This is a genomic window from Microbacterium sp. NPDC077184, from assembly GCF_040687055.1.
GTDB lineage: Bacteria > Actinomycetota > Actinomycetes > Actinomycetales > Microbacteriaceae > Microbacterium.
In genome coordinates, this window is the sequence record NZ_JBFBMM010000002.1 from 52,538 (window position 1) to 75,620 (window position 23,083).

Consider the following 23,083-nt stretch of genomic DNA (forward strand, 5'->3'; position numbering starts at 1 on the left):
CGCACGAAACCGTTCTCCGCGATGACAGAATCCGCCGGGCGGGTCCCCGCGGATCCGCGCTCGAGGGGCCCTCAGCTCCTCGGCGCATGCATCGGCGCACGAGGGGGAGCACGATGAGCCTCGGCCGCGCAGCCTCGGTCCGCGTCATCGCCGACGTCCGTCTCCGTGCCGCGGAGCGCACCGATCCCTTCGAGGACGACCTCGTCGACGTCCACCTCTCGGACGGCCTCGTTGTCGACATCGCTCCGGCCGGCGCGCTGCCGCGCACGGGGGCCGTCCTCGACGGAGAGGGACGCTTCCTCATCCCCGGCCTCTGGGACCACCACGTCCACGTCACCCAGTGGGCGCTGGTCGCGCAGCGGACCGCGCTGCACGCCGCGGCATCCGCTCGGGCGGCGGCCGAGCTCATGGGGCGCGCCCCCGTCCTCGGGGACGGGCGGCGCGTCGGCAACGGTTTCCGCGACGCCCTCTGGCCGGATCAGCCGACACGTACCCTGCTGGATGCCGCCACCGGTGATGTGCCCAGTTACCTCATCAACGCCGATGTGCACAGCGTGTGGCTGAACTCCGCCGCGTTCCGACGCGAGGGCATCGCTCCCACGGACGACGGGATGCTGCGCGAAGAACCGGCGTTCGAGATCTCGCGACGCCTCAATGCGGTCGAGCCTGCCGAATCCGACCGTCTCGTCTCGGACATGGCGCGACGCGCCGCAGCGCGCGGCGTCGTGGGGATCGTCGACCTCGACATGGCCTGGAACGAAGAGGCCTGGGCGCGCCGTGCGCGGGCCGGATTCGACGCGCTGCACGTCGAGTTCGGCATCTATCCCGGGTGGCTCGACCGGGCGATCGCCGAAGGTCTCCGCACGGGCGAGCCGGCCCGCGGGGGAGGGTCCGACCTCGTCCGGGTCGGACCGCTGAAAGTCATCACCGACGGATCTCTGGGGACGCGCACCGCCGCCTGCTCGCACCCGTATCCGGGTCCTCTCGACGACCGTGGAGCGCTGACGGTCGGACCCGATGAGCTCAGGGACCTCATGACGCGCGCCGCCGGCGCGGGTCTCGCGTGCGCGATCCACGCGATCGGCGATGTCGCCAACTCCCACGCTCTCGACGCGTTCGCCGCGACGGGATCGTGGGGGACCATCGAGCACGCGCAGCTGGTGGCGCACGCCGACATCCCGCGTTTCGCACGGTTGGGAGTGGGCGCCAGCGTCCAGCCGGAGCACGCGCTCGACGATCGGGACCTCACGGACCGGCTCTGGGCGAGCCAGACGGCCCAGCCCTATCCGCTGCGCGCACTCTCGGATGCCGGGGCGAACCTGCTGTTCGGATCGGATGCGCCGGTGTCGGCGCTCGATCCGTGGGCCGCCATCGCCGCGGCCGTGCACCGGACCCGGGACGGCCGCGACGCGTGGCAGGGGTACGAACGGATCGATCCGCTCACGGCCCTCGCCGCGTCCACCCACGGCGGGTCGCAGTCGCCGCAGCGCATCGAGCCGGGCGCACCCGCCGATCTGGCACTGTGCGACACCGACCCGGTGACTGCGGACGACGGGGCCCTGCGGGCGACACGCGTGTCGGCGACCCTCCTCGGAGGGCGCCTCACGCACGTCGCGTGATCACTCCGCCACGTGGGCGAAGAGGAACCACCGGTCCTTCTCGATCGTCTGCATGATCGCGATCGCGATGTCCTGGCTGGTCAGATCGAACTCGTCGAGACCGTCGATGGCGGCCTTGAGGTCGGCGATCACGACGTCCATGTCGGCGATGACCGCGCGCACCGTGTCCTGCCACGGGGCGAAGCCTGCCGCGACCGCCGTGGGTGCTGACTTCTCCGCCACCGTGGCCGCCCGCGCGTCGACCGGAAGGCCGAGGGCGACGATGCGCTCCGCGGCGCTGTCGGCACCGGCCTGGGCATTGGCGACGATGGTGTCCAGCAGCTCGTGGATCGCGATGAAGTTGGCGCCGCGGACGTTCCAGTGCGCCTGCTTGCCGTTGACGCCGAGGGCCTGCAGGCCCAGGACGACCGGTGTCAGGAACTGCGCGGCGGCGGACGCGGCGGTGGGGTCGGCGGCGGTAGCGGGGGTGGTCTGCGTGTTGCTCATGGGTTCGCCTCCATCTCGATGGCCCGCGTGCTCGACGGGGCCTCAGGAGGAAAACGCTACTCAGCGCCGGACATTCCGCAAGCAAGCCAAGCCAATGCTTACCGACGAATGCCGTGCACCGCCCTCGACGGCGGGGCGCAGCGCACGGTGCGCCGTCCGACGGGTTAGCGTCGTCTCGTGCCTTCCGCCGACCATCGATTCGGACCCCAGAATCTCAACGCTCCCGCCGGTGTCGTCACCCGGGAGCCGAAGGGTCGTTCTCCCGAACACGCCGAACCCACCGGCTTCCTCCCGCACGTGCAGGGGCTGCGTGCCATCGCCGTGCTCTGCGTCGTGCTCTACCACTTCTGGCCGGGCCGCTTCCCCGGAGGCTACGTCGGTGTGGACGTCTTCTTCGTCATCTCCGGCTTCCTCATCACGGCGCACCTCATGCGCGAGCTCACCGCGACCGGGACCGTGCGGCTCGGTCAGTTCTGGGCGAGACGGGCACGGCGCCTCCTTCCCGCCTCGCTTCTGGTACTCCTCGTGTGCGCCTTGGTCGCCGGGTCCGCCTACCTCACGCCGACCTCGGCACTGCCCGCCGAAGTCCGCGAGATCATCGCGTCCACGTTCTACGTCCAGAACTGGTATCTGGCGCTCACATCCGCGGACTACCTCAACAACGCCGGCGACCCGACGACCGTCCAGCACTACTGGACGCTGTCGCTGGAGGAGCAGTTCTATCTCGTCTGGCCGCTCCTGCTCCTCCTCGCCGCATGGATCGGAGTCCGCTGGTTCCGCGGCGCACGGCGCCGTGCCGTGCTCGTGGCGATCGGGGTCGTCACGCTGGTCTCGTTCGCCTTCAACGTCTGGCTGACGCTCACCGATCCCGCTCCGGCCTACTTCGTCACCTTCGGTCGGATGTGGCAGTTCGGCGTCGGCGCGTTGATCGCGCTGGCGCCCCTCCTGCGCATCCGGAACGCGACGGCGAGCTTCGTGCTCGGGTGGGCGGGGATCCTCACCCTCGCCGTGGTCACCTTCCGATTCGACGCCCAGACGCCGTTCCCCGGCTACATGGCGGCGATCCCGACGCTCGCCGCCGGCGCCGTGATCGCGGCGTCCCGCACCGAGCGCTGGTGGTATCCGACCCGTGTGCTGTCCGTCCGGCCCGCGCAGTTCGTCGGCGACATCTCCTACTCGCTGTATCTCTGGCACTGGCCGCTCATCGTCATCGCGCCCTCCGTCCCGTTCTGGGGCCTGACGATCTGGCACCGTCTGGCGCTCCTCGCGCTCTGCTTCGTCCTCGCGTGGCTGACCAAGCGCTTCGTGGAGGACCCCGTTCGGAGCTGGAAGGTCCTGACGTCGCGTCCGCCTCGCGTCACCCTCTGGGCGTCGCTCGTCGCGATGGTCCTCGTCGCCGCGACGGCCGGCGGAGCGTGGGCGGTCAATGCACCGGCCTATCGCGATGGCATCCAGGCGATCGAGCAGCTCCGCGCCGATCCGCCGGAGTGCTTCGGAGCCGCCGCAGCCCTCGACCCCGGATGCGCGGAGGCGGACTTCGGTGCCCGGATCCTGCCGGCGCCCGGCTTCGCCGGTGTCGATCGCCCGGAAGACGCGCAGTGCTTCGTGCAACTCAACGATGCGCGTCCGTTGTCGTGCGAGTTCGGCGCGGACGCAGCGGATGCCCCGCGGATCGCCCTGGTGGGGGATTCCCACGCGTACCAGCTCCTCCCGACCTTCCAGCGCCTGGCGGACGAGCGCGGCTGGCATCTCACGACCTGGTTCAAGGGTGCATGTCCGTGGAACGACACCCCGCTGTCGACGCCCGGGGCGTTCGGAGCCGCATGCACCGAGTGGCGCGCAGGCGTGGAGTCGGCGATGGCGGATGCCGATCTCGATGCGGTGTTCACCGCGGCCCTCGCGACCACGCCCTACTCCTCCGCCGGCTACCCGACGGCGCAGGACGCCGCGGTCGCGGGATATCGCGAAGCCTGGGGGCGGATGCTCGCGCGTGACGTGCCGGTGATCACCGTGGTGGACAACCCGGTGTGGCCGACGGATCCGAACAAGTGCCTGCGGACGCGCGACGTCGCCGAATGCGACGGAGCCCGCGCCGACGTCCTCGTCGCGGAGGACCCGCTGAGGGACGCCGCGGAGGGTCTCGACGGAGTCACCCTCATCGACGCCACGGACGCGTTCTGCGATGACGAGGTGTGCTGGCCGGTCGTGGGCGGTGCGAACATCTACCGCGACCAGGATCACCTCACGGTCACCTTCGCCGATTCGCTGGCCCCGCAGTACGCGGCGGCGATCGAGGAGGCGCTCCGCGCTCGCGCACCGTAGGGTTCGGTCATGACGATCGCCCCCGATGCCACCGTCCGCGCCGTCTCCGGCCGCGAACCCGCGCTCCATCCGACGGCCTTCCTCGCGGACGGCGCCCGCGTGATCGGGGGAGTGGAGCTGGCCGAGGGAGCGAGCGTCTGGTTCAACGCCGTCCTCCGCGCGGACGGCGACACCATCACGGTCGGTGCGGGCTCGAACCTGCAGGACAACGTCTCCGTTCACGTCGATCCCGGTCATCCCGTGGTCATCGGCGCGGACGTCTCCGTGGGACACAACGCCGTCGTCCACGGCTGCACGATCGACGATGCCTGCCTCATCGGGATGGGCAGCGTCATCCTCTCGGGCGCGAAGGTCGGTCGCGGGAGTCTGGTCGCGGCCGGCGCCGTCGTGCTCGAGGGAACCGTCGTCCCGCCCGGATCGCTCGTCGCCGGTGTCCCGGCGAAAGTGCGCCGGGACCTCACCGAGGAGGAGCGCGCCGGGATCCTGCGGAACGCGCGGAACTACCGGCGGCATGTCGCCGATCACGTCGAGGCGCTGAGCGCCGATGTCGGTCGATGAGAAGGTGGAGGGGCTGACGAGAATCGAACTCGCATCATCTGTTTGGAAGACAGAGGCTTTACCACTAAGCTACAGCCCCGCATTTTGAGTTATCGGTCGGGGTTCTCGGATGGGGCCCGCGACCTCCCACAGTCTACGTCACCGTGCGCGCGACTCCGAACCGCCGGGCGCCGGGCGGCGGTCGGCTAGACTGCACGGGGTCATCAGGCGCACGCGAACGTGCGGATCCGCCGGGGCGTAGCTCAGCTTGGTAGAGCGCCCGCTTTGGGAGCGGGAGGCCGCAGGTTCAAATCCTGTCGCCCCGACCACGATGCCGGCATCGATCCGGTCGACACGGGCCGATTCGGCCGCATCGGATAGACTTGCGGGCGGCCCTCGTCGCGCTCCTCGCTCCGGCATGGAGTTCCGCGCGAGCCCCAGAGGCCGCAGGCTCCGATCCTGTCGCCCCTCCCGGCCCCGCAGATCCCGCGAACAGACCTTCCCACGCCGCGCACGCGCGCGGTCCGATACGAGGAGAACGAACAGGCATGGTCAACAGCACCGTCGAGAAGCTGAGCCCCACCCGGGTCAAGCTGCACATCACGGTCACCCCGGACGAGCTCCGTCCGAGCATCACCCACGCGTACGAGCACATCGCGCAGGACGTGCAGATCCCCGGCTTCCGCAAGGGCAAGGTGCCCGCGCCGATCATCGACCAGCGCATCGGCCGCACGGCGGTCCTGGAGCACGCGGTGAGCGAAGGACTCGACGGGTTCTACCGCGAGGCCGTGACGGCCAACGAGCTGCGAGTCCTCGGGCGCCCGAGCGCCGAGGTCACCGAGTGGCCGAGCGACAAGGACTTCTCCGGCGACCTGGCCGTCGAGGTCGAGGTCGACGTGCGGCCGGACTTCGAGCTGCCCGCACTCGAGGGGACCACCCTCGAGGTCGACGCCGTCGAGGTGGACGAGGCCGCCGTCGAGGAGGAGCTGGACCGCCTGCGCGCCCGCTTCGGGACCCTCGTGACCGTGGACCGCCCGGCCGCGAAGGGCGACTTCGTCGAGCTCGACCTGGTCGCGACGATCGACGGCAACGAGATCGACCGCGCCGAGGGCGTGTCCTACGAATTGGGGTCCGGCGAGCTGCTTGAGGGCATCGACGAGGCCATCGACTCCCTCACCGCGGGCGAGGACACCACGTTCCGCTCGAAGCTCGTCGGCGGCGACCACGCCGGCGAGGAGGCCGAGGTCTCCGTATCGGTGAAGGCCGTCAAGGAGCGCGAGCTGCCCGAGGCGGACGACGACTTCGCCCAGATCGCCAGCGAGTTCGACACGATCGCCGAGCTCCGCGAGAGCCTGGTCGAGCGCGTCAGCCAGCAGTCGGTCTTCACGCAGGGCTCCGCCGCGCGTGACAAGCTCATCGAGCACCTCCTCGCCAACGTCGAGATCCCGGTTCCGCCGCAGCTCATCGAGGACGAGGTGCACAACCACCTCGAGGGCGAGAACCGCCTGGAGGACGACGAGCACCGCGCCGAGGTGACCGAGGCCAGCGAGAAGCAGTTCAAGACGCAGATGCTCCTGGACAAGGTCGCCGAGACGTTCCAGGTCCAGGTGTCGCAGGAGGAGCTCACCCAGTACCTCGTGCAGTCCGCCGCCCAGTACGGAATGGCGCCGCAGGAGTTCGTCAACGCGCTCCAGCAGGGCAACCAGCTGCCCGCCATGGTCGGCGAGGTGGCCCGGAACAAGGCCCTCGCCGTCGCCCTCGGCAAAGTGACCGTGGTCGACACGAACGGCAAGACCGTCGACCTCACCGGGTTCGTCGCCGTCGAGGACGACGCGGAGGCCGAGGAGGACGTCGTCGAAGAGGCGGAGGAGATCGCGGACGCCGCGGCCGACGCCGACGCCGTCGTCGAGGCCGAGGAAGCCGCCGCCGAGGAGGCTCCGGCCAAGAAGGCACCGGCGAAGAAGGCCGCAGCCAAGAAGGCACCGGCGAAGAAGAAGGCCGCCGACAGCAAGTGATCACAGTTCGAAGGGGCGGGTGCCGCGGCATCCGCCCCTTCGGCGTTCCGCGACCTCGACCGGTGCGTCCGCGGGCGGCACGGACACGCCCGATCCGCCCGCGGCGAACACGGCATCCGCCCTCGAACCGCGCCGGTAGATTCGTTCCAGATCACCGGAAGAGGAGCACACATGCCCGAACCCCTTATGGCAACGAGCGTCTTCGACAGACTGCTGAAGGACCGCATCATCTGGCTCGGTTCGGAGGTGCGCGACGAGAACGCGAATGAGATCTGCGCGAAGATCCTTCTCCTCGCCGCCGAGGACCCCGAGCGGGACATCTACCTCTACATCAACTCCCCGGGCGGCTCCATCACCGCCGGCATGGCCATCTACGACACGATGCAGTTCGTCCCGAACGACATCGTGACCGTCGGGATCGGCATGGCCGCCTCGATGGGCCAGCTGCTGCTGACCAGCGGCACCAAGGGCAAGCGGTACATCACCCCGAACGCCCGCGTGCTCCTCCACCAGCCGCACGGCGGATTCGGCGGGACCTCCAGCGACATCCAGACGCAGGCGCAGCTGATCGTGTCGATGAAGAACACCCTCGCCCAGATCACGGCGGCCCAGACGGGGAAGTCCGTCGAGCAGATCAACGAGGACGGCGACCGCGATCGCTGGTTCACCGCGACCGAAGCGTTGGAGTACGGCTTCGTGGACCACATCCGCGAGCACGCCGCCGACGTGGCCGGTGGCGGCGGAACCGACGCCAAGTGACGGATGCGAAGGCGAAAGGAACCTACACGCACATGAACACGCCCACCGCCGGCATCCCGCAGGGAATCGCCCTGCCCCACAGCCGCTACATCCTTCCCCAGTTCGAAGAGCGCACCGCCTACGGGTACAAGCGCCAGGACCCCTACAACAAGCTGTTCGAAGATCGCGTGATCTTCCTCGGTGTCCAGGTCGACGACGCCTCGGCGGATGACGTCATGGCGCAGCTGCTCGTCCTGGAGTCGCAGGACCCCGAACGCGACATCGTCATGTACATCAACTCGCCCGGTGGCTCGTTCACCGCGATGACGGCGATCTACGACACGATGCAGTACGTCTCACCGCAGATCTCCACGGTCGTCCTCGGACAAGCGGCCTCCGCCGCTTCCGTGCTGCTCGCGGCCGGCGCGCCGGGCAAGCGTCTGGCGCTTCCGAACGCCCGCATCCTGATGCATCAGCCCGCGATGGGGGAGGCCGGCCACGGTCAGGCGTCCGACATCGAGATCCAGGCGCAGGAGATCCTCCGCATGCGCACGTGGCTCGAGGAGACGATGGCCCGCCACACCGGCAAGGATGTCGCGAAGATCAACAAGGACATCGACCGCGACAAGATCCTCTCCGCGAGCGAGGCACTCGAATACGGCATCGTCGATCAGGTTCTGACGACGCGCAAGCGGACCACCGCGGCGCTGACCTCCTGACCGACCTCGACGGCGGCCCGGTCCTCGGACCGGGCCGCCGTCGTCTTCGGCATCACGACATCGTCCGACGCAAATCCCGTCGCGTGTCGCCGCCACAGGTTAGGCTCGGAGCATCGCCCGGATCTGACCGGATACGACTGGAGGAGCCTGATGGCACGCATCGGTGAGAGCGCCGACCTCTTCAAATGCTCCTTCTGCGGCAAGAGCCAGAAGCAGGTGCAGCAGCTGATCGCCGGTCCCGGCGTCTACATCTGCGACGAGTGCGTCGAGCTGTGCAACGAGATCATCGAAGAGCGCATGGCGGAGTCGTCGGACGGCGAGGTCGCGGATTTCGATCTGCCGAAGCCTCGCGAAATCTTCTCCTTCCTCGAGGAGTATGTCATCGGGCAGCGCGATGCGAAGCGTGCGCTGTCGGTGGCCGTCTACAACCACTACAAGCGCGTCCGGGCGCGCGGCACGATCCAGTCGGCCGAACAGCGCGCCGACGAGATCGAGATCGCCAAGAGCAACATCCTGCTGCTCGGCCCGACCGGGTGCGGCAAGACCTACCTCGCGCAGACACTCGCGAAGCGGCTGAACGTCCCGTTCGCCGTGGCGGACGCGACCGCGCTGACCGAAGCCGGCTACGTCGGCGAGGACGTGGAGAACATCCTCCTCAAGCTCCTGCAGGCGGCGGACTTCGACACCAAGCGCGCCGAGACGGGGATCATCTACATCGACGAGGTGGACAAGATCGCGCGCAAAGCGGAGAACCCGTCGATCACGCGTGACGTGTCGGGGGAGGGCGTGCAGCAGGCCCTTCTGAAGATCCTCGAGGGCACGGTCGCCTCGGTGCCTCCGCAGGGCGGCCGCAAGCACCCCCACCAGGAGTTCATCCAGATCGACACGACCAACGTGCTCTTCATCGTCGCCGGAGCCTTCGCGGGGCTCGAGGAGATCATCTCCTCCCGCGTGGGGAAGCACGGCGTCGGGTTCGGTGCTCCTCTGCACAGCAAGGGCGATGACCTCGACCTCTTCAGCGAGGTGCTGCCCGAGGATCTGCACAAGTTCGGGCTCATCCCGGAGTTCATCGGTCGCCTTCCTGTCGTCGCTTCCGTCTCGCCCCTTGACCGCGAGGCACTGATGGAGATCCTCACGGAACCGAAGAACGCCCTGGTGAAGCAGTACCAGCGGATGTTCGAACTCGACGATGTGACCTTGGAGTTCGACACCGGTGCCCTCGAGGCCATCGCGGAACTCGCCGTCGCACGGAAGACCGGCGCGCGTGGTCTGCGGGCGATCCTCGAGGACGTGCTCGGCCCGATCATGTTCGAGATCCCCTCGACCGATGACGTCGACAAGGTCGTGGTCACTCGCGCTTCCGTCGAGGAAGGCGCGGCACCCACCTTCGTCCTCCGCGAGAAGCGCAAGAGCGCCTGACACTGTCGGACGTCGGGGTTACCGTGCCGGTATGGGCACGATCCGTTACGACACCGCCAGCACGTTCACCGGCTATATCGCCGATGACGCTCACTCCCTCGACTGGCTCTTCGCCGTGCCGGGGGGCGAGGAACCCGATCCGAGCCTGATTCCCGACGCAGCCGTGTTGGTGATGGGCTCGACGACCTATACGTGGGTCCTCGAGCACACCGGTGCGCGGAACGACCCGCAGTCCTGGCTCGCCGAGTTCGGCAACACGTCGGTGTTCGTGTTCACCACCCGGGATCTCGACGCTCCGGAGGGTGCCGACGTGCGCTTCGTCTCCGGCACGGTACGCGACGTCCTGCCCGCGATCCGCGCCGCCGCGGGGGACGGGGACATCTGGATCGTCGGCGGTGGCGATCTCGCGGGGCAGTTCTACGATGCCGACGCCCTCGACGAGATCGCCGTGTCGATCGCACCCGCCGCCCTCGCATCCGGCGCCGCTGTCTTCCCGCGGCGGGTCGGCGCCGACCGCCTTGCGCTCATCGAGGCGCGGGCGGTCGGCGCCTTCGCGCGGGTGCGCTTCAGGGTCGCACCGGCGTCCTGACGCCTCCCGTCAGCCCGTCAAGCCGCGACGCTCGAGGAGCGGAGCGATCTCGGCATCCCGTCCTCGGAAGTCGCGGTAGGCCTCGAGCGGATCCTTCGATCCCCCGACACCCAGCAACCGTTCCCGGAATCGATCGCCGTTCGGGCGCGTCAGGCCGCCGTTCTCTCGAAACCATTCCACGGTGTCCGCGTCGAGGACCTCGCTCCAGATGTAGGAGTAGTACCCCGCGCTGTAGCCGCCGGAGAAGACATGGGCGAAGTACGTCGAGGAGTATCGGGTGGGAACCGCGGGATCCTCGAGCCCGATCTCCGCCAAGGCGGCGGCTTCGAACGCCTCGACGTCGTCGATCTCCTCCGCCTGCCCGGCCGACAGGGAGTGCCACGCCTGGTCCAGCCAGGACGCCGCGAGGTACTCGCTGGTCGCGAAACCCTGGTTGAATTGTTCGCTCGCCGCAAGGCGCTCGACGACGTCCGCCGCAAGCGCCTCGCCCGTGTCGACGCGCTTCGCGTACGAAGCCAAGACCTCCGGCCACGAGATCCACATCTCGTTGACCTGACTGGGAAACTCCACGAAGTCGCAGAAGACGTTCGTCCCGGCGAAATGAGGGTACGTCACGGTCGCGAACAGCCCGTGGAGCGCGTGCCCGAACTCGTGGAAGAGCGTCGTGACCTCGTCGAAGCTGAGGAGCGTCGGCCGGCCGTCGCCCGGTCGGACGACGTTGAGGTTGTTCACCACCACCGGTGCGGTTCCGCGGAGGCGCGACTGATCGACGATCGAGTTCATCCATGCGCCTCCGCGCTTGGTGTCCCGTGTGTAGAGGTCGAGCACGAAGAGACCGAGAGCCGAACCGTCCTCGTTGAAGACTTCGAAGACGCGCACATCCGGGTGGTACGCGGGGATGTCCGTTCTCTCGGTGAAGGTCACGCCGTACAGCTGCGTCGCGGCGAAGAACACGCCGTCTCTGAGGACGCGTTCGGCCTCGAACCACGGCCGCAGAGCCGTGCGGTCGAGGTCGTAGGTCGCCGCGCGGACGCGCTCCGCGTAGAACGCCCAATCATGGGCGGCCAGGCGGAAGGGGGCGGCCTCCGCGTCGATGATCGCCTGGAGTGCAAGAGCCTCCTTGCGGGCGTTCCGCGCGGCCGGTCCGGCGAGCTCGCGGAGGCGGGCGTGAACGGCCTCCGGCGAGCCGGCGGTCTCATCCGCGGTGATGTACGCCGCGTGCGAGGCGTATCCGAGCAGCTCGGCCCGTCGCGCGCGAAGGCGGGCGATCTCCAGAACGACGGGACGGTTGTCCCAGGCGTTGTCGCGGCGCCCTCGGACGCGAGAGGCCTCCATGATGCGACGCCGGCTCTCCCGGTCCGTCAAGGAGGACAGGTACGGATGCCCGGTGAAGAGGGTGAGCGTCACCACGAACGCACCGGAGAGCCCCCGTTCCTCGGCGGCACGTGATGCGGCGGACAGCTCGCCGTCCGTGAGGCCGTCCAGCTGCTCTGCCGAGTCGAAGACGACCGCGAGGTCGTTCGTGTCGGCGAGGAGGTTCTTCTCGAAGGTGTTGCTGAGCGTCGACAGGCGCGCGTTGAGCTCGGTCAACGCCTCCTTCTCCGCGGCATCCAGCGACGCACCGGCGTGCGTCATCTCCCGGTAGTGGCGCTTGACGAGATAGCGCTGCTCTGGGTCGAGGCCCATGTCATCCAGGCCCGCGTGCAGCGTGGAGATCCGACCGTAGAGAGCCGCGTCGAGCTGAATCGCATCCTGGTGAGCGGACATCAGGGGCGCGAGTTCCGCCTCCACGTCCTGGATTGCGGGAGTCGCATCGGCCGAGGAGACCGTGTAGAAGGCGCGTGCGACATCCCCCAGGAGCCGTCCGCTGCGCTCCAGCGGGATCATCGTGTTCTCGAACGTCGGCATCGACCGCACCCGGGTGATGGCGTCGATTTCGGCGCGATGCTGCGCGAACGCGGCACGGAACGCCGGCAGATAATGCTCCGGCTCGATGGCAGGGTAGTCGGGCATCCCGTACGGGTGGGGGGAGGGATGGAGGAGGGGGTTCTCGGTCGACACCATGCGCTCCACCCTAGGTCGCCGGAGGGCAATCACCAAGACCCGTTTGCAAACACAGTGTTGCAACCTTTTGTTTGCACCGTTACGCTCGACGCATGGACATCTCGGATCACGACGATGCAGCCCGGAGTGCTGCGCGCCACGAGCAGGACCGCGTGCTGGACACCAGCGCCCTGCGGGCCCTTGCTCACCCCCTGCGGGTTCGGATGTACGACATCCTGAGCCAGTACGGCCCGCAGACCTCGTCGTCGCTCGCCGTGCGGCTGGGGGAGTCCAGCGGTTCCATGAGCTACCACCTGAGGGCCCTCGCCAAGCACGACCTCATCCGTGAGATCCCGGACCGCGGCACCGTTCGGGAGCGATGGTGGGAACGCCCACCCGGGGGCGTCACGTTGGGGCCTGTCGAAGCAGCCGGCACACCCGCGGGTCGAGCGGCCGTGCAACTCGTCACGCACGAGGTGATGCGCAACCGGAATCAGCAACTCGCGGACTTCCTCACCAGCGGTATCGATGACGAGGATGAGACGTGGCGGGATGCCGCACTCGTCTCCACCGCCACGACCCGCATGACGCCGGCCCAGACCGCGCTCCTGCGCGGACGCATCATGGCGCTCATCGACGACGCCGTGGACACGTACCGCGATCAGACCGGCGACGATGTGCGTCCGGTGACCATCCGCGCGGACATCTTCCCGCTCCCCGACCTCGGAGGCGACGTATGACCACCCTCACCGCACCGCACCGCGTCCCCGGCCTCTCGCTGCCGGACCGGGCGCTCCTCGACCTGGCCCGACGGCTGGAGGCCTACGTCGCACGTCGCGCACATCGCGACCGCGACGGCGCGCGCGAGGCCGCCGAAGCGGCGTACGCCGAGGTCCGGGCAGCCGCCCGGGCATCCGGCTCGCTCGGGCTCCTCCCGCGCTGAGCAGTCGCTCAGGCGAAGTCGTCCTCGTCGTCGTGCCGCACGACCGCGGTGCCGTCGTCGTCCAGTTCGACGATGACTCCGGTGTCGAGTTCCGCGATCGGACGCCCCTCGAGCCAGGTCAGCGTCCAGCGCGGCCGAGGCTGACCGAGGTCATCGACGGGCAGGAGCGCGTCGACCCCCCGGATGCCGTCGCGCAATGCCGCCGGCACCGCCCGGGGCGGTTCGTCTCCGGATGTCCAGCGCGTACCGACCTGCATCTCACACCTCCGTCTGAGCGAGCTCGATGCCGACCACGGCGGTCGTCTCGCCCTCGATGAACTCGATCTCCTCGATGCGTCCGACGGCCTTGAGGTCGCCTTCTGCAGAAGCGAGGGCCCGCAGCGCAGCCGGTGCGCCCGCGATGACCGCCCGCCGAACCGGGGTCTTCTGCGAGGCCTTCGCCTCGGTCTTCGCACGACGGATGCCGACGAGTGCCTCCCCGACGGCGGAGAGCACCGCGGGGTCACCGGCGACGCCGGACTCCACCGGCCAGGCCGCACGGTGCACGGAGCCTTCGTTGAACCAGGACCAGGCTTCCTCCGCCGCGAACGCCAGGACCGGCGCGAACAGACGCAGAAGCGTCGAGAGTGCGGTGCGCAGCGCGGCGACCGCCGACGCCTGTCCAGGGTGGCCGGCGTCGTACGCCCGCTCCTTCACGACCTCGAGGTAGTCGTCGCAGAACGTCCAGAAGAACGCCTCCGTGACCTCCAGCGCCCGCGCGTGATCGTACGCCTCGAACGCACGGGTCGCCTCGCGTACCACGCCGTCCAGCGTCGCGAGCATCGAGACGTCGATCGGCTCGGTCGCGGTTCCCTCTTCGTCCGACGGGAACGACAGGACGAACTTCGCCGCGTTCAGGACCTTGATGGCGAGCCGGCGACCGATCTTCACCTGCGTCGGGTTCTGCGGATCGAAGGCCGCATCCGCGCCGAGCCGGCTGGACGCCGCCCAGTAGCGCACGGCATCCGTTCCGTGCTGGTCCAGGATGTCGGCCGGTGTGACGACGTTGCCCTTCGACTTCGACATCTTCTTGCGGTCCGGATCCACGATGAACCCCGAGATCGCGGCATCCGACCAGGGAGCACGACCGTCTTCCAGGGCGCTTCGGAGCATCGTCGAGAACAGCCAGGTCCGGATGATGTCCTGACCCTGCGGGCGGAGATCGAAGGGGGCCACGGTCTCCCACAGCTCAGGGTCGCGCTCCCATCCCCCGGCCAGCTGCGGGGTGAGAGACGATGTCGCCCAGGTGTCGAAGATGTCCCGTTCCGCGTCGAACCCGCCGGGCACGCCGCGCTGATCCGCGGAGTATCCGGACGGCACGTCGATCGTCGGGTCGATCGGGAGATCCGCGACATCCGGGACGATCACCCTCGCGTAGTCGCGCTCGCCGGCGTCGTCGAGGGCGTACCAGACCGGGATCGGCACGCCGAAGAACCGCTGGCGGGACACCAGCCAGTCACCGGTCAGACCGTTGGTCCAGTTCTCGTACCGCACGCGCATGAAGTCCGGGTGCCAGGACATCCCCGCGCCGAGGGCGATGAGCTTCTCGCGCAGCTCCGCGTCGCGCGCCCCGTTGCGGAGGTACCACTGACGGGTGGAGACGATCTCGAGGGGACGGTCGCCCTTCTCGAAGAACTTCACCGGGTGCGAGAACGGCGCGGACACGGCGCGCAGCTCGCCGCTGTCCTGCAGGAGCTCCACGATCCGCTTCTTCGCGCTGAACACCGTCTTGCCGGCGAGTTCGCCGTACGCCGCCAGGCCCGTCTCGGAGACGATCGCGTCGGGTGCGTCGGCGACCACGCGACCGTCAGCCCCGAGGATGGTGCGGTTGGGAAGATCGAGCTCCCGCCACCAGATGATGTCGGTGACGTCGCCGAACGTGCAGATCATCGCGATGCCCGAGCCCTTGTCGATCTGGGCCAGCGGGTGGGCGAGCACCGGCACCTCGACGTCGAACAGCGGGGTGCGCACGGTGGTCCCGAAGTACGGGGCGTACCGTTCGTCCTCGGGGTTGGCCACGAGCGCGACGCACGCCGGGAGCAGCTCCGGACGAGTGGTCTCGATCTCGATGTCGCCCGACCCGTCACTCTTGGCGAACGCGATGCGGTGATACGAGGCCTGCTGATCGCGGTCTTCCAGCTCGGCCTGCGCGATGGCGGAGCGGAAGTCGATGTCCCACAGCGTCGGTGCGAGGGCCTGGTAGGCCTCGCCGCGCTCGAGGTTGCGCAGGAACGCGAGCTGGCTCGTGCGGATCGTGTCGTCGGAGATGGTCCGGTAGGTCTGCGTCCAGTCGACCGACAACCCCAGCTGACGGAAGAGGTCCTCGAAGGTCTTCTCATCCTCGACGGTGAGCCGCTCGCACAGCTCGATGAAGTTCCGGCGGCTGATCGGCACCTGGTCCGCGGCACGGCTGGACTTGTTGTCCCCGCCCTCGAACGGCGGGGTGAAGTCGGGGGTGTAGGGGAGCGAGGGATCGCACCGTACCCCGTAGTAGTTCTGCACGCGGCGTTCGGTGGGCAGGCCGTTGTCGTCCCAGCCCATGGGGTAGAACACCGTCTTGCCGCGCATCCGCTCGAAGCGCGCCTTCAGGTCGGTGTGGGTGAAGGAGAAGACGTGACCGATGTGCAGGGAGCCGGATGCCGTCGGCGGCGGGGTGTCGATCGAATAGACGCCGTGGCGACCAGAGGCGACCGCGGCCGCGCGATCGAAGAGGTAGGTGCCGGCATCCGACCAGGTCCGGTCCCATTTCGACTCGAGGCCTTCCAGGGCGGGCTTGTCGGGGATCTGCGCTTCGGCCATGGTGCTCCTCGAGCGATATGTGCGGCACTGTGTGAGCGTGCCTGAGTGTGGGACGCCCCCGATTCTACGGGAGCACAATGGTCGGCATGCCGCGCTTCCCGCCCTCCCGCGCCGAATGGTCGGCCGCGCAGGGACGGCACCGGACGCACTAGAATCGTCCTCACAGACATCGATCCGGCCATCACCGGGGAGTCTTCGGAAGAACCGGGCGCGAGCCCCCAGTAGAACCGAACGGGTCAGGCCCGTCACAGCCGCAGTGAAAGTGGGTGGGTGTTCCCGCCAAGGCAGGGTGGTACCGCGGCTCGCGAGAGTCGTCCCGGCGTGATCCGTCCGACCGGCTGCGAGAGTGCGATGACCTACCCACAGAATTCCGACGAATTCGTCGTTCCCAGCCCGCGCCTGCCCGAGATCGAGGCCGACACGCTCGCCTTCTGGCGGAGCGACGACACCTTCCGCGCTTCGATCGCCGCGCGCGAGGGCGCTCCGGAATGGGTGTTCTACGACGGCCCTCCGTTCGCCAACGGACTTCCGCACTACGGCCATCTGCTCACCGGCTACGCGAAAGACCTCTTCCCCCGCTTCCAGACCATGCGCGGCAAGCGCGTGGACCGGGTCTTCGGCTGGGACACCCACGGTCTTCCGGCCGAGCTCGAGGCGATGAAGCAGCTCGGCATCACGGAGAAGAGCGAGATCGAGCAGATGGGGATCGCGACCTTCAACGCGAAGGCGCGCGACTCGGTGCTGGCCTACACGCGCGAGTGGGAGGACTACGTCACCCGACAGGCGCGCTGGGTGGATTTCGAGCGCGGGTACAAGACGCTGGACACCGGATACATGGAGTCCGTGCTCTGGGCGTTCAAGAGCCTGTACGACAAAGGGCTGGCCTACGAGGGCTACCGGGTCCTTCCGTACTGCTGGCGCGATGAGACCCCGCTCTCCAGCCACGAGCTGCGCATGGACGACGACGTCTACAAAACCCGCCAGGATCCCTCCGTCACGGTGACCTTCCCCCTGGTCGGCGCGAAGGCCGAAGCCCTCGGGCTCACCGCGGTGCGCGCACTCGCCTGGACCACGACCCCGTGGACCCTGCCGACCAACCTCGCCCTGGCCGTCGGTCCGGACATCGTCTACGCGGTGGTGCCCGGAGGACCGCTCGGCGCCGCCGACGTCCACCGAGACGCCGCCGGGCACCCCGATGAGGCGATCGAGGCGACGGCGCACGAGTACCTGCTCGCCGAAGACCTGCTAGCCGGGTATGCGAAGGATCTGGGCTACGAGACCGCCGAGGAGGCGCGGGCCGCCGTCACCCGCACGGTCCGCGGCACAGACCTCGACGGCGTGTCGTACGACCGCCTGTTCGACTACTACGCGGATGCCGAGACCTGGGGCACCGGTTCGGCATGGCGGATCCTCGTCGACGACTACGTCACCACGACCGACGGCACCGGCATCGTCCACCAGGCACCCGCGTACGGTGAGGACGACCAACGGGTCGCCGAGGCCGCCGGCATCCCGACGATCCTCTCCCTCGATGACGGCGGACGTTTCCTCCCCGCCGTCGAGGATGTGGCGGGCCGGCTCTGGATGGACGCCAACCGCCCGCTCATCCGGATCCTCCGCGACGCCGGTCGCCTCCTGCGCGAAGCCAGCTACGAGCACTCCTACCCCCACTGCTGGCGCTGCCGGAACCCCTTGATCTACAAGGCCGTGTCCAGCTGGTTCGTCCGGGTCACCGAGATCAAGGACCGACTGCTGGAGGTCAACGAGCAGATCACGTGGGCTCCCGAGAACGTCAAGCACGGGCAGTTCGGCAAATGGCTCGAGGGTGCGCGGGACTGGTCCATCAGCCGCAACCGCTACTGGGGATCGCCGATCCCGATCTGGAAGAGCGACGACCCGACGTATCCGCGCGTCGACGCCTACGGGTCGCTGGAGGAGCTCGAACGCGACTTCGGAGACCTGCCGCGGAACGAGGCCGGCGAGGTCGATCTCCACCGGCCTCACATCGACGCGTTGACGCGGCCGAACCCCGACGACCCCACGGGCCGGTCGCGCATGCGCCGGATCGAGGACGTCTTCGACGTCTGGTTCGACTCGGGTTCGATGCCCTACGCGCAGGTGCACTATCCGTTCGAGAACCGCGACTGGTTCGACGAGCATTCGCCCGCCGACTTCATCGTCGAGTACATCGGCCAGACGCGCGGGTGGTTCTACGTCATGCACGTGCTCTCGGTGGCGCTGTTCGACAGGCCGGCGTTCACGGGTGTCAGCTGCCACGGCATCGTGCTCGGCAGCGACGGACAGAAGATGTCGAAGTCGCTGCGCAACTACCCCGACGTGTCGGAGGTCTTCGACCGTGACGGGTCGGATGCCATGCGATGGTTCCTGATGTCGAGCTCCGTCCTGCGCGGAGGCAACCTCGTCGTGACCGAGGAGGGGATCCGCGCCGGTGTCCGGGAGTTCCTCCTGCCCCTGTGGAACGCGTGGTACTTCTTCGCCACGTACGCCAACGCGGCGGGAGGCGCGGACGGCTCGGGCTACACCGCGACATGGCGGACGGACTCGACCGACGTCCTTGACCGGTACATCCTGGCTCTCACCGGCGACCTCGTCACCGCGGTCGCGGCCGACCTCGAGGCCCTCGATTCCACCAGTGCGGCCGAGAAGCTCCGCGACTTCACCGAGGCCCTCACCAACTGGTACATCCGCCGCTCCCGCGATCGGTTCTGGGAAGGCGTGGGGGAGGACCCGACCAGTCGCGACGCGTTCGACACCCTGTTCACGGTGCTCGAGACCGTCACTCGCGTCGCCGCGCCCCTCATCCCGCTGATCGCCGAGCGCATCTGGCAGGGCCTCACGGGCGGGCGGAGCGTCCACCTCCAGGATTGGCCGGATGCCGCCGCGTTCGCCCCGGCATCCGACATCCGTCGTGCGATGGATGCCGTCCGCGATGTCTCGCGGGTGGCCAACGCCCTGCGCAAGAAGGAGGGCAAGCGGGTGCGACTGCCCCTGCCGCGACTGACGGTCGTCCTCCCGGACGCGGCCGCACTCGCGCAGTTCGAGGCGATCATCCGCGACGAGCTGAACGTGAAAGCCGTCGGGCTCGCCGACCTCACCGACGACACCGCGGGGGAGTACGGCATCACCCATCGCCTCGCCGTCAACGCACGCGCGGCCGGACCCCGTCTCGGGAAGAACGTCCAGCAGGTGATCCGCGCCGCGAAGGCCGGTGAGTGGACCGAGGAGGGCGGTGTCGTCACGGCCGGGGGGATCCGACTCGAGCCGACGGAGTACGACCTCGTCCTCGAGACCACGGGACGGCCCGAGGGCGAGGCGCTGGCGCTCCTGCCCGGCGGAGGCTTCGTGCTCCTGGACACCACGACGACGCCCGAGCTGGAGGCGGAGGGACTCGCCCGCGATGTCATCCGCGCCATCCAGGACACACGCAGGGCGGCGGGCTTCGACGTCAGCGATCGCATCCGCCTCGCGCTGGTCTTCCGCGATGCCGAGGACGGCGCCGCGGTCGAGAGCGCCTTCGTGTCCGCCGACATCGCGGGCGAGACCCTCGCGGTCGAGCACTCGGTGTCGATCGCGGGGCGCGACGAGCTCGCGTGGACCGCGACCGAGCCGAGCCCCGACTCCGCGCCGGCCTTCTCGACCGAGGTGGCGGCCGGCACCTACGCCAACCGGGGCGGGTTCCTCGTCTCGGTGACCCGAGTGGAGAACGTCCGATGAGTGAACGCGCCCGTGCCGACGAGGTCTACGCCGAACTGCTGACGCGCCAGGGCGAGCAGTGGGTCGAACCGCGCATCGAGCGTACGCGACGTCTGCTGGAGTATCTCGACGATCCGCAGCGCACCTATCGGGTGATCCACATCACCGGCACCAACGGCAAGACCTCGACCGCACGCCTCATCGAGAGCCTGCTGCGGAGCCTGGGATTGCGAACGGGTCTGTTCACCAGCCCGCACCTCATCCGGTTCACTGAACGCATCGTGGTGGACGGAGAACCGATCGCCGACGCCGCCGTCGTGGCGGCCTGGGACGAGATCGCACCGTTCGTGTCGCTCGTGGACGCGCAGCTGGCGGAGGCCGGCGACGCCCCGCTCACGTTCTTCGAACTGCTCACCGCCCTCGCCTTCGTCGCCTTCTCCGACGCCCCCGTGGACGTCGCCGTGGTCGAGGTCGGAATGGGTGGCGCGTGGGACTCCACCAACACCGCCGACGGCGATGTGGCGGTCTTCACCCCGGTGGGTCTGGACCACACAGACCGTCTCGGCGGAACCCTGGTCGAGATCGCGTCGGTGAAGTCCGGCATCATCAAGCCGGACGCCGTCGTGGTGTCGGCCCGCCAGGATCCCGAGGTCGCGGCGGTTCTGCGCGACGCCGCCGCGGAGGCCCCCGCACGCATCGCCTTCGAGGGCAGCGACTTCGGTCTCGCCGAGCAGAAGCTCGCCGTCGGCGGCCAGCTTCTGACGGTGCGCGGGCTGGCGGGGGAGTACCCCGAGCTCTACCTGCCGCTGCACGGAGCCCACCAGGGACAGAATGCCGCGCTCGCCGTCGCGGCCGTCGAGGCCCTGATCGGCGGCGGGAGCCGAGAACTGTCGGCAGACGCGATCCTCGAGGCCTGGGCGGAGGTGTCCTCCCCGGGTCGACTGCACCTCGCCGGCATCGACCCGACGGTCCTCATCGACGCCGCCCACAATCCGCACGGAGCGGCGGCGCTGGCTGCGGCCCTGCGACAGTCCTTCGACTTCCCGGAGTGGGGTGTCGTGCTGGGCGTCCTCGACGACAAGGACGTGGACGGCATCGTCGACGCCCTCGCGCCTGTCGCCGCACACGTGTTCGCGACCGCGCCGTCCTCGGATCGCGCCTCCGACGAGGACACCGTGGCGGACGCGGTGGAGCGGAGGGGGCTCGCGGTGACTGTGCATCGTGATCTCGACGACGCCGCCACCGCCGCACGGGAATGGGCGGCATCCGCCGCCGGGCGCGCGGTGGTCGTCGCGGGTTCGGTCGTCCTGGCCGGAGAAGCGCTCGCCTTGGCCGACGCGCAGTCGTGGAAGGGCGCCGCCGATGGCGCGTGAGAGGGAGCCGCGGATGCGGCGGGCTCGGGGAGCGCAGGAATCGCTCGCCTCGATCGTGCTGTCCTTCGAGGCGGTGATCGCCTTCCTCGGCGGCCTGACGATCTTCGGGCTCAGGGCTCTTCCCGAATCGGTCCCGGCATGGTGGGGCATCGTCGCCGGTGTCGTCGTCGCCGCACTGATGATCGTCACCGCTCGACTGGTGCGCCACCGGTGGGGGATCGGACTCGGGTGGGCGCTGCAGGTGCTCGTTGCCCTGGGGGCGTTCCTGGTGCCGGCGCTGGCGCTCGTCGCGCTCATTTTCGGCGGCATGTACGCGTATGCGACGATCAAGGGAGGCGCGCTGGACCGACGCAACGCACGGCTCGCCGCCACCCACGACGAAGACGGAACACAGGAGAACACTGAGCGATGACCACCGAAGAGACCCTCGTCCTCATCAAGCCCGACGGTGTCGCCCGCGGCCTCACCGGAGCGATCCTCGCCCGCATCGAGGCGAAGGGCTACGCCCTCGTCGACATCCGTCTCGTCGAGCCCGATCGCGGGCGACTCGAGCGCCACTACGCCGAGCATGACGGCAAGCCCTTCTACGAGCCGCTTCTCGAGTTCATGATGTCCGGCCCGTCCGTCGCGATCCGCCTCGCCGGAAACCGCGTCATCGAGGGCTTCCGATCGCTCGCGGGCACCACCGACCCCACCACGGCCGCTCCCGGGACGATCCGCGGCGACTTCGGACGGGACTGGGGCCTGAAGGTGCAGCAGAACCTCGTCCACGGATCGGACAGCCCCGAATCGGCTGCGCGGGAGCTCGGCATCTGGTTCGCCTGAGCGGGATCAGCCGAACAGGGTCTGCAGGATGTTGGGTATGGCGTCCATCTCCACCTGTGCCAGCAGCAGGATCACGGCGTAGCTGACGATCGCGGCGAGCGGGATCCACGCGCCGAGGCCTCGGGTCGTTCGTCGCGTGCGCGCAGACCCCGGAATCACGCCTCCGGCGAACAGGTGCAGGATCACGGCGTAGAACGTGGGGATGGTCACGGCCCACGTGACCATGCACCAAGGGCAGAGGGTGTTGAGCTCGAAGATGCTCTGACCGATGAGCCAGATCACGAATCCGAACGCGAACGCCATTCCGGCGGCGAACGCGACCCAGAACCAGCGCGCGAACCGCGCGCCGGCGAGAAGCGCGGCGCCGACGACGATCGGTGCGATCCATCCGCTGAGGCCGAGCAGCGGGTTGGGGAAACCGAACACGCTGCCCTGCCAGGAGTCGAGGTTCGCGGTGCACTGGACCAGCACGCTGAAGTCGCAGGAGGCGCCTTCGCCCGGGTTCGTGAGGGCGTGCAGCTTCTCAAGGGTGAGCTGGAACGCCGCCCACCAGCCGACCGCACCCGCCAGGATGAGCCAGACCGCGAGGACCGTGGGACGTGAGCGCGCAGTGTCGGACATTCGGGGATTATTTCACCGCGTGCCGGATGTCCGCTCCGGACGGGCCGTGAGAATGCCCTGCGCCCCTCGCGGCGCTGCCGACCCGCCTGCGCCGCGTGTGGGCAATCGAGACGGGATAGTGCGATAATGGCTCCCGATGTACCACGGCCGCGCCGTGACGTACATCACCGAAGACTTCAAGGGCGACGAACGCCCTTCGCAACGGCAGGTCCCGCCGCGACAGCCGGGATCCCGTTGTAGACCGAGTGAGTTCGCGGCACCGCAGGTGCGGCACCGCACGAG

General features: G+C 69.0%; 19 protein-coding genes and 2 tRNA genes. 15 read left to right on the forward strand and 6 right to left on the reverse strand.

Features of this window, described 5'->3' with window-relative positions:
- The first annotated feature begins 113 nt into the window (after positions 1-113).
- The gene (locus tag AB0O93_RS04905) at positions 114-1,619 is read left to right on the forward strand and encodes an amidohydrolase family protein (RefSeq protein ID WP_363341109.1); all 1,506 of its coding nucleotides are present in this window, start codon (positions 114-116) and stop codon (positions 1,617-1,619) included.
- Here AB0O93_RS04905 and AB0O93_RS04910 read toward each other — a convergent pair whose 3' ends face one another.
- On the reverse strand, positions 1,620-2,105 hold the full coding sequence (locus AB0O93_RS04910; RefSeq protein WP_363341111.1) for a DNA starvation/stationary phase protection protein: 486 nt from the start codon (positions 2,103-2,105) through the stop codon (positions 1,620-1,622).
- A 177-nt stretch (positions 2,106-2,282) separates the two neighbouring features.
- Here AB0O93_RS04910 and AB0O93_RS04915 point away from each other — a divergent pair, with 177 nt between their 5' ends.
- Positions 2,283-4,427 (forward strand): acyltransferase family protein, encoded by a 2,145-nt coding sequence (locus tag AB0O93_RS04915; RefSeq protein ID WP_363341113.1) that lies wholly within the window; start codon positions 2,283-2,285, stop codon positions 4,425-4,427.
- A gap of 9 nt (positions 4,428-4,436) precedes the next feature.
- Positions 4,437-4,985 (forward strand): gamma carbonic anhydrase family protein, encoded by a 549-nt coding sequence (locus AB0O93_RS04920; protein ID WP_363341115.1) that lies wholly within the window; start codon positions 4,437-4,439, stop codon positions 4,983-4,985.
- Positions 4,986-4,990: 5 nt separating this feature from the next.
- Here the strand turns inward: AB0O93_RS04920 and AB0O93_RS04925 are convergent.
- Positions 4,991-5,064 (reverse strand) — tRNA-Gly (locus tag AB0O93_RS04925).
- 152 nt (positions 5,065-5,216) lie between these two features.
- On the opposite strand from AB0O93_RS04925, the gene AB0O93_RS04930 reads away from it, so the two are divergent.
- From AB0O93_RS04930 to AB0O93_RS04955, 6 genes are all read left to right on the forward strand, one after another.
- Positions 5,217-5,293 (forward strand) — tRNA-Pro (locus AB0O93_RS04930).
- 219 nt (positions 5,294-5,512) lie between these two features.
- Positions 5,513-6,979 (forward strand): trigger factor, encoded by a 1,467-nt coding sequence (gene tig, locus AB0O93_RS04935; protein ID WP_363341117.1) that lies wholly within the window; start codon positions 5,513-5,515, stop codon positions 6,977-6,979.
- A gap of 171 nt (positions 6,980-7,150) precedes the next feature.
- Positions 7,151-7,738, forward strand: a complete 588-nt coding sequence (locus AB0O93_RS04940) for an ATP-dependent Clp protease proteolytic subunit (protein WP_354000210.1) — start codon at positions 7,151-7,153, stop codon at positions 7,736-7,738.
- Positions 7,739-7,770: 32 nt separating this feature from the next.
- Positions 7,771-8,436, forward strand: a complete 666-nt coding sequence (locus tag AB0O93_RS04945) for an ATP-dependent Clp protease proteolytic subunit (protein WP_053548443.1) — start codon at positions 7,771-7,773, stop codon at positions 8,434-8,436.
- A gap of 150 nt (positions 8,437-8,586) precedes the next feature.
- Positions 8,587-9,855: an ATP-dependent Clp protease ATP-binding subunit ClpX gene (clpX, locus tag AB0O93_RS04950; RefSeq protein ID WP_301135388.1), complete on the forward strand. Its 1,269-nt coding sequence runs from the start codon at positions 8,587-8,589 to the stop codon at positions 9,853-9,855.
- 31 nt (positions 9,856-9,886) lie between these two features.
- A complete protein-coding gene (locus AB0O93_RS04955) occupies positions 9,887-10,444 on the forward strand; it encodes a dihydrofolate reductase family protein (RefSeq protein ID WP_363341120.1) in 558 nt (185 codons plus the stop codon).
- A 9-nt stretch (positions 10,445-10,453) separates the two neighbouring features.
- Here the strand turns inward: AB0O93_RS04955 and AB0O93_RS04960 are convergent, their stop codons facing one another.
- Positions 10,454-12,508 carry a M3 family metallopeptidase gene (locus tag AB0O93_RS04960; RefSeq protein ID WP_363341122.1) on the reverse strand — a complete coding sequence of 685 codons (2,055 nt, stop codon included), beginning with the start codon at positions 12,506-12,508 and terminating at the stop codon, positions 10,454-10,456.
- Between the two features lie 92 nt (positions 12,509-12,600).
- Between AB0O93_RS04960 and AB0O93_RS04965 the strand changes: the two genes are divergently transcribed.
- On the forward strand, positions 12,601-13,227 hold the full coding sequence (locus AB0O93_RS04965) for a helix-turn-helix domain-containing protein (RefSeq protein WP_363341124.1): 627 nt from the start codon (positions 12,601-12,603) through the stop codon (positions 13,225-13,227).
- Positions 13,224-13,430, forward strand: coding sequence for a hypothetical protein (locus AB0O93_RS04970; protein WP_363341126.1), 207 nt, complete (start codon positions 13,224-13,226; stop codon positions 13,428-13,430). The genes AB0O93_RS04965 and AB0O93_RS04970 overlap by 4 nt, the downstream gene beginning before the upstream one ends.
- 8 nt (positions 13,431-13,438) lie before the next feature.
- Here the strand turns inward: AB0O93_RS04970 and AB0O93_RS04975 are convergent, their stop codons facing one another.
- Together AB0O93_RS04975 and valS are read right to left on the reverse strand one after the other, a co-directional pair.
- Positions 13,439-13,687: a hypothetical protein gene (locus AB0O93_RS04975; RefSeq protein WP_363341128.1), complete on the reverse strand. Its 249-nt coding sequence runs from the start codon at positions 13,685-13,687 to the stop codon at positions 13,439-13,441.
- A 1-nt stretch (position 13,688) separates the two neighbouring features.
- The gene (gene valS, locus AB0O93_RS04980; protein WP_363341130.1) at positions 13,689-16,268 is read right to left on the reverse strand and encodes a valine--tRNA ligase; all 2,580 of its coding nucleotides are present in this window, start codon (positions 16,266-16,268) and stop codon (positions 13,689-13,691) included.
- 351 nt (positions 16,269-16,619) lie between these two features.
- On the opposite strand from valS, the gene ileS reads away from it, so the two are divergent.
- Genes ileS through ndk form a run of 4 tightly spaced genes read left to right on the forward strand, consistent with a single transcriptional unit; the run spans position 16,620 to position 22,180 of the window.
- Positions 16,620-20,003, forward strand: coding sequence for an isoleucine--tRNA ligase (gene ileS, locus AB0O93_RS04985; protein WP_363341132.1), 3,384 nt, complete (start codon positions 16,620-16,622; stop codon positions 20,001-20,003).
- Entirely contained in the window at positions 20,000-21,355 is a 1,356-nt protein-coding gene (locus AB0O93_RS04990; protein WP_363341134.1) for a Mur ligase family protein, read from the forward strand. Before ileS ends, AB0O93_RS04990 begins: the two co-directional genes overlap by 4 nt.
- A gap of 13 nt (positions 21,356-21,368) precedes the next feature.
- Positions 21,369-21,767 carry a DUF4233 domain-containing protein gene (locus AB0O93_RS04995; RefSeq protein ID WP_363341136.1) on the forward strand — a complete coding sequence of 133 codons (399 nt, stop codon included), beginning with the start codon at positions 21,369-21,371 and terminating at the stop codon, positions 21,765-21,767.
- Positions 21,764-22,180 carry a nucleoside-diphosphate kinase gene (gene ndk, locus AB0O93_RS05000; RefSeq protein WP_363341138.1) on the forward strand — a complete coding sequence of 139 codons (417 nt, stop codon included), beginning with the start codon at positions 21,764-21,766 and terminating at the stop codon, positions 22,178-22,180. The genes AB0O93_RS04995 and ndk overlap by 4 nt, the downstream gene beginning before the upstream one ends.
- A 6-nt stretch (positions 22,181-22,186) precedes the next feature.
- Here ndk and AB0O93_RS05005 read toward each other — a convergent pair whose 3' ends face one another.
- Complete coding sequence (locus AB0O93_RS05005; protein WP_363341140.1) at positions 22,187-22,801, reverse strand: vitamin K epoxide reductase family protein; 615 nt, start codon at positions 22,799-22,801, stop codon at positions 22,187-22,189.
- Positions 22,802-23,083 lie beyond the last annotated feature (282 nt).

Excerpts from the sequence above, each read along its gene's own strand:
- AB0O93_RS04905 (WP_363341109.1), top strand. The coding sequence starts at position 114 with ATGAGCCTCGGCCGCGCAGCCTCGGTCCGCGTCATCGCCGACGTCCGT.
- AB0O93_RS04910 (WP_363341111.1), bottom strand. The coding sequence starts at position 2,105 with ATGAGCAACACGCAGACCACCCCCGCTACCGCCGCCGACCCCACCGCC.
- AB0O93_RS04920 (WP_363341115.1), top strand. The coding sequence starts at position 4,437 with ATGACGATCGCCCCCGATGCCACCGTCCGCGCCGTCTCCGGCCGCGAA.
- tig (WP_363341117.1), top strand. The coding sequence starts at position 5,513 with ATGGTCAACAGCACCGTCGAGAAGCTGAGCCCCACCCGGGTCAAGCTG.
- AB0O93_RS04940 (WP_354000210.1), top strand. The coding sequence starts at position 7,151 with ATGCCCGAACCCCTTATGGCAACGAGCGTCTTCGACAGACTGCTGAAG.
- AB0O93_RS04945 (WP_053548443.1), top strand. The coding sequence starts at position 7,771 with ATGAACACGCCCACCGCCGGCATCCCGCAGGGAATCGCCCTGCCCCAC.
- clpX (WP_301135388.1), top strand. The coding sequence starts at position 8,587 with ATGGCACGCATCGGTGAGAGCGCCGACCTCTTCAAATGCTCCTTCTGC.
- AB0O93_RS04955 (WP_363341120.1), top strand. The coding sequence starts at position 9,887 with ATGGGCACGATCCGTTACGACACCGCCAGCACGTTCACCGGCTATATC.
- AB0O93_RS04960 (WP_363341122.1), bottom strand. The coding sequence starts at position 12,508 with ATGGTGTCGACCGAGAACCCCCTCCTCCATCCCTCCCCCCACCCGTAC.
- AB0O93_RS04965 (WP_363341124.1), top strand. The coding sequence starts at position 12,601 with ATGGACATCTCGGATCACGACGATGCAGCCCGGAGTGCTGCGCGCCAC.
- AB0O93_RS04970 (WP_363341126.1), top strand. The coding sequence starts at position 13,224 with ATGACCACCCTCACCGCACCGCACCGCGTCCCCGGCCTCTCGCTGCCG.
- AB0O93_RS04975 (WP_363341128.1), bottom strand. The coding sequence starts at position 13,687 with ATGCAGGTCGGTACGCGCTGGACATCCGGAGACGAACCGCCCCGGGCG.
- valS (WP_363341130.1), bottom strand. The coding sequence starts at position 16,268 with ATGGCCGAAGCGCAGATCCCCGACAAGCCCGCCCTGGAAGGCCTCGAG.
- ileS (WP_363341132.1), top strand. The coding sequence starts at position 16,620 with ATGACCTACCCACAGAATTCCGACGAATTCGTCGTTCCCAGCCCGCGC.
- AB0O93_RS04990 (WP_363341134.1), top strand. The coding sequence starts at position 20,000 with ATGAGTGAACGCGCCCGTGCCGACGAGGTCTACGCCGAACTGCTGACG.
- AB0O93_RS04995 (WP_363341136.1), top strand. The coding sequence starts at position 21,369 with ATGCGGCGGGCTCGGGGAGCGCAGGAATCGCTCGCCTCGATCGTGCTG.
- ndk (WP_363341138.1), top strand. The coding sequence starts at position 21,764 with ATGACCACCGAAGAGACCCTCGTCCTCATCAAGCCCGACGGTGTCGCC.
- AB0O93_RS05005 (WP_363341140.1), bottom strand. The coding sequence starts at position 22,801 with ATGTCCGACACTGCGCGCTCACGTCCCACGGTCCTCGCGGTCTGGCTC.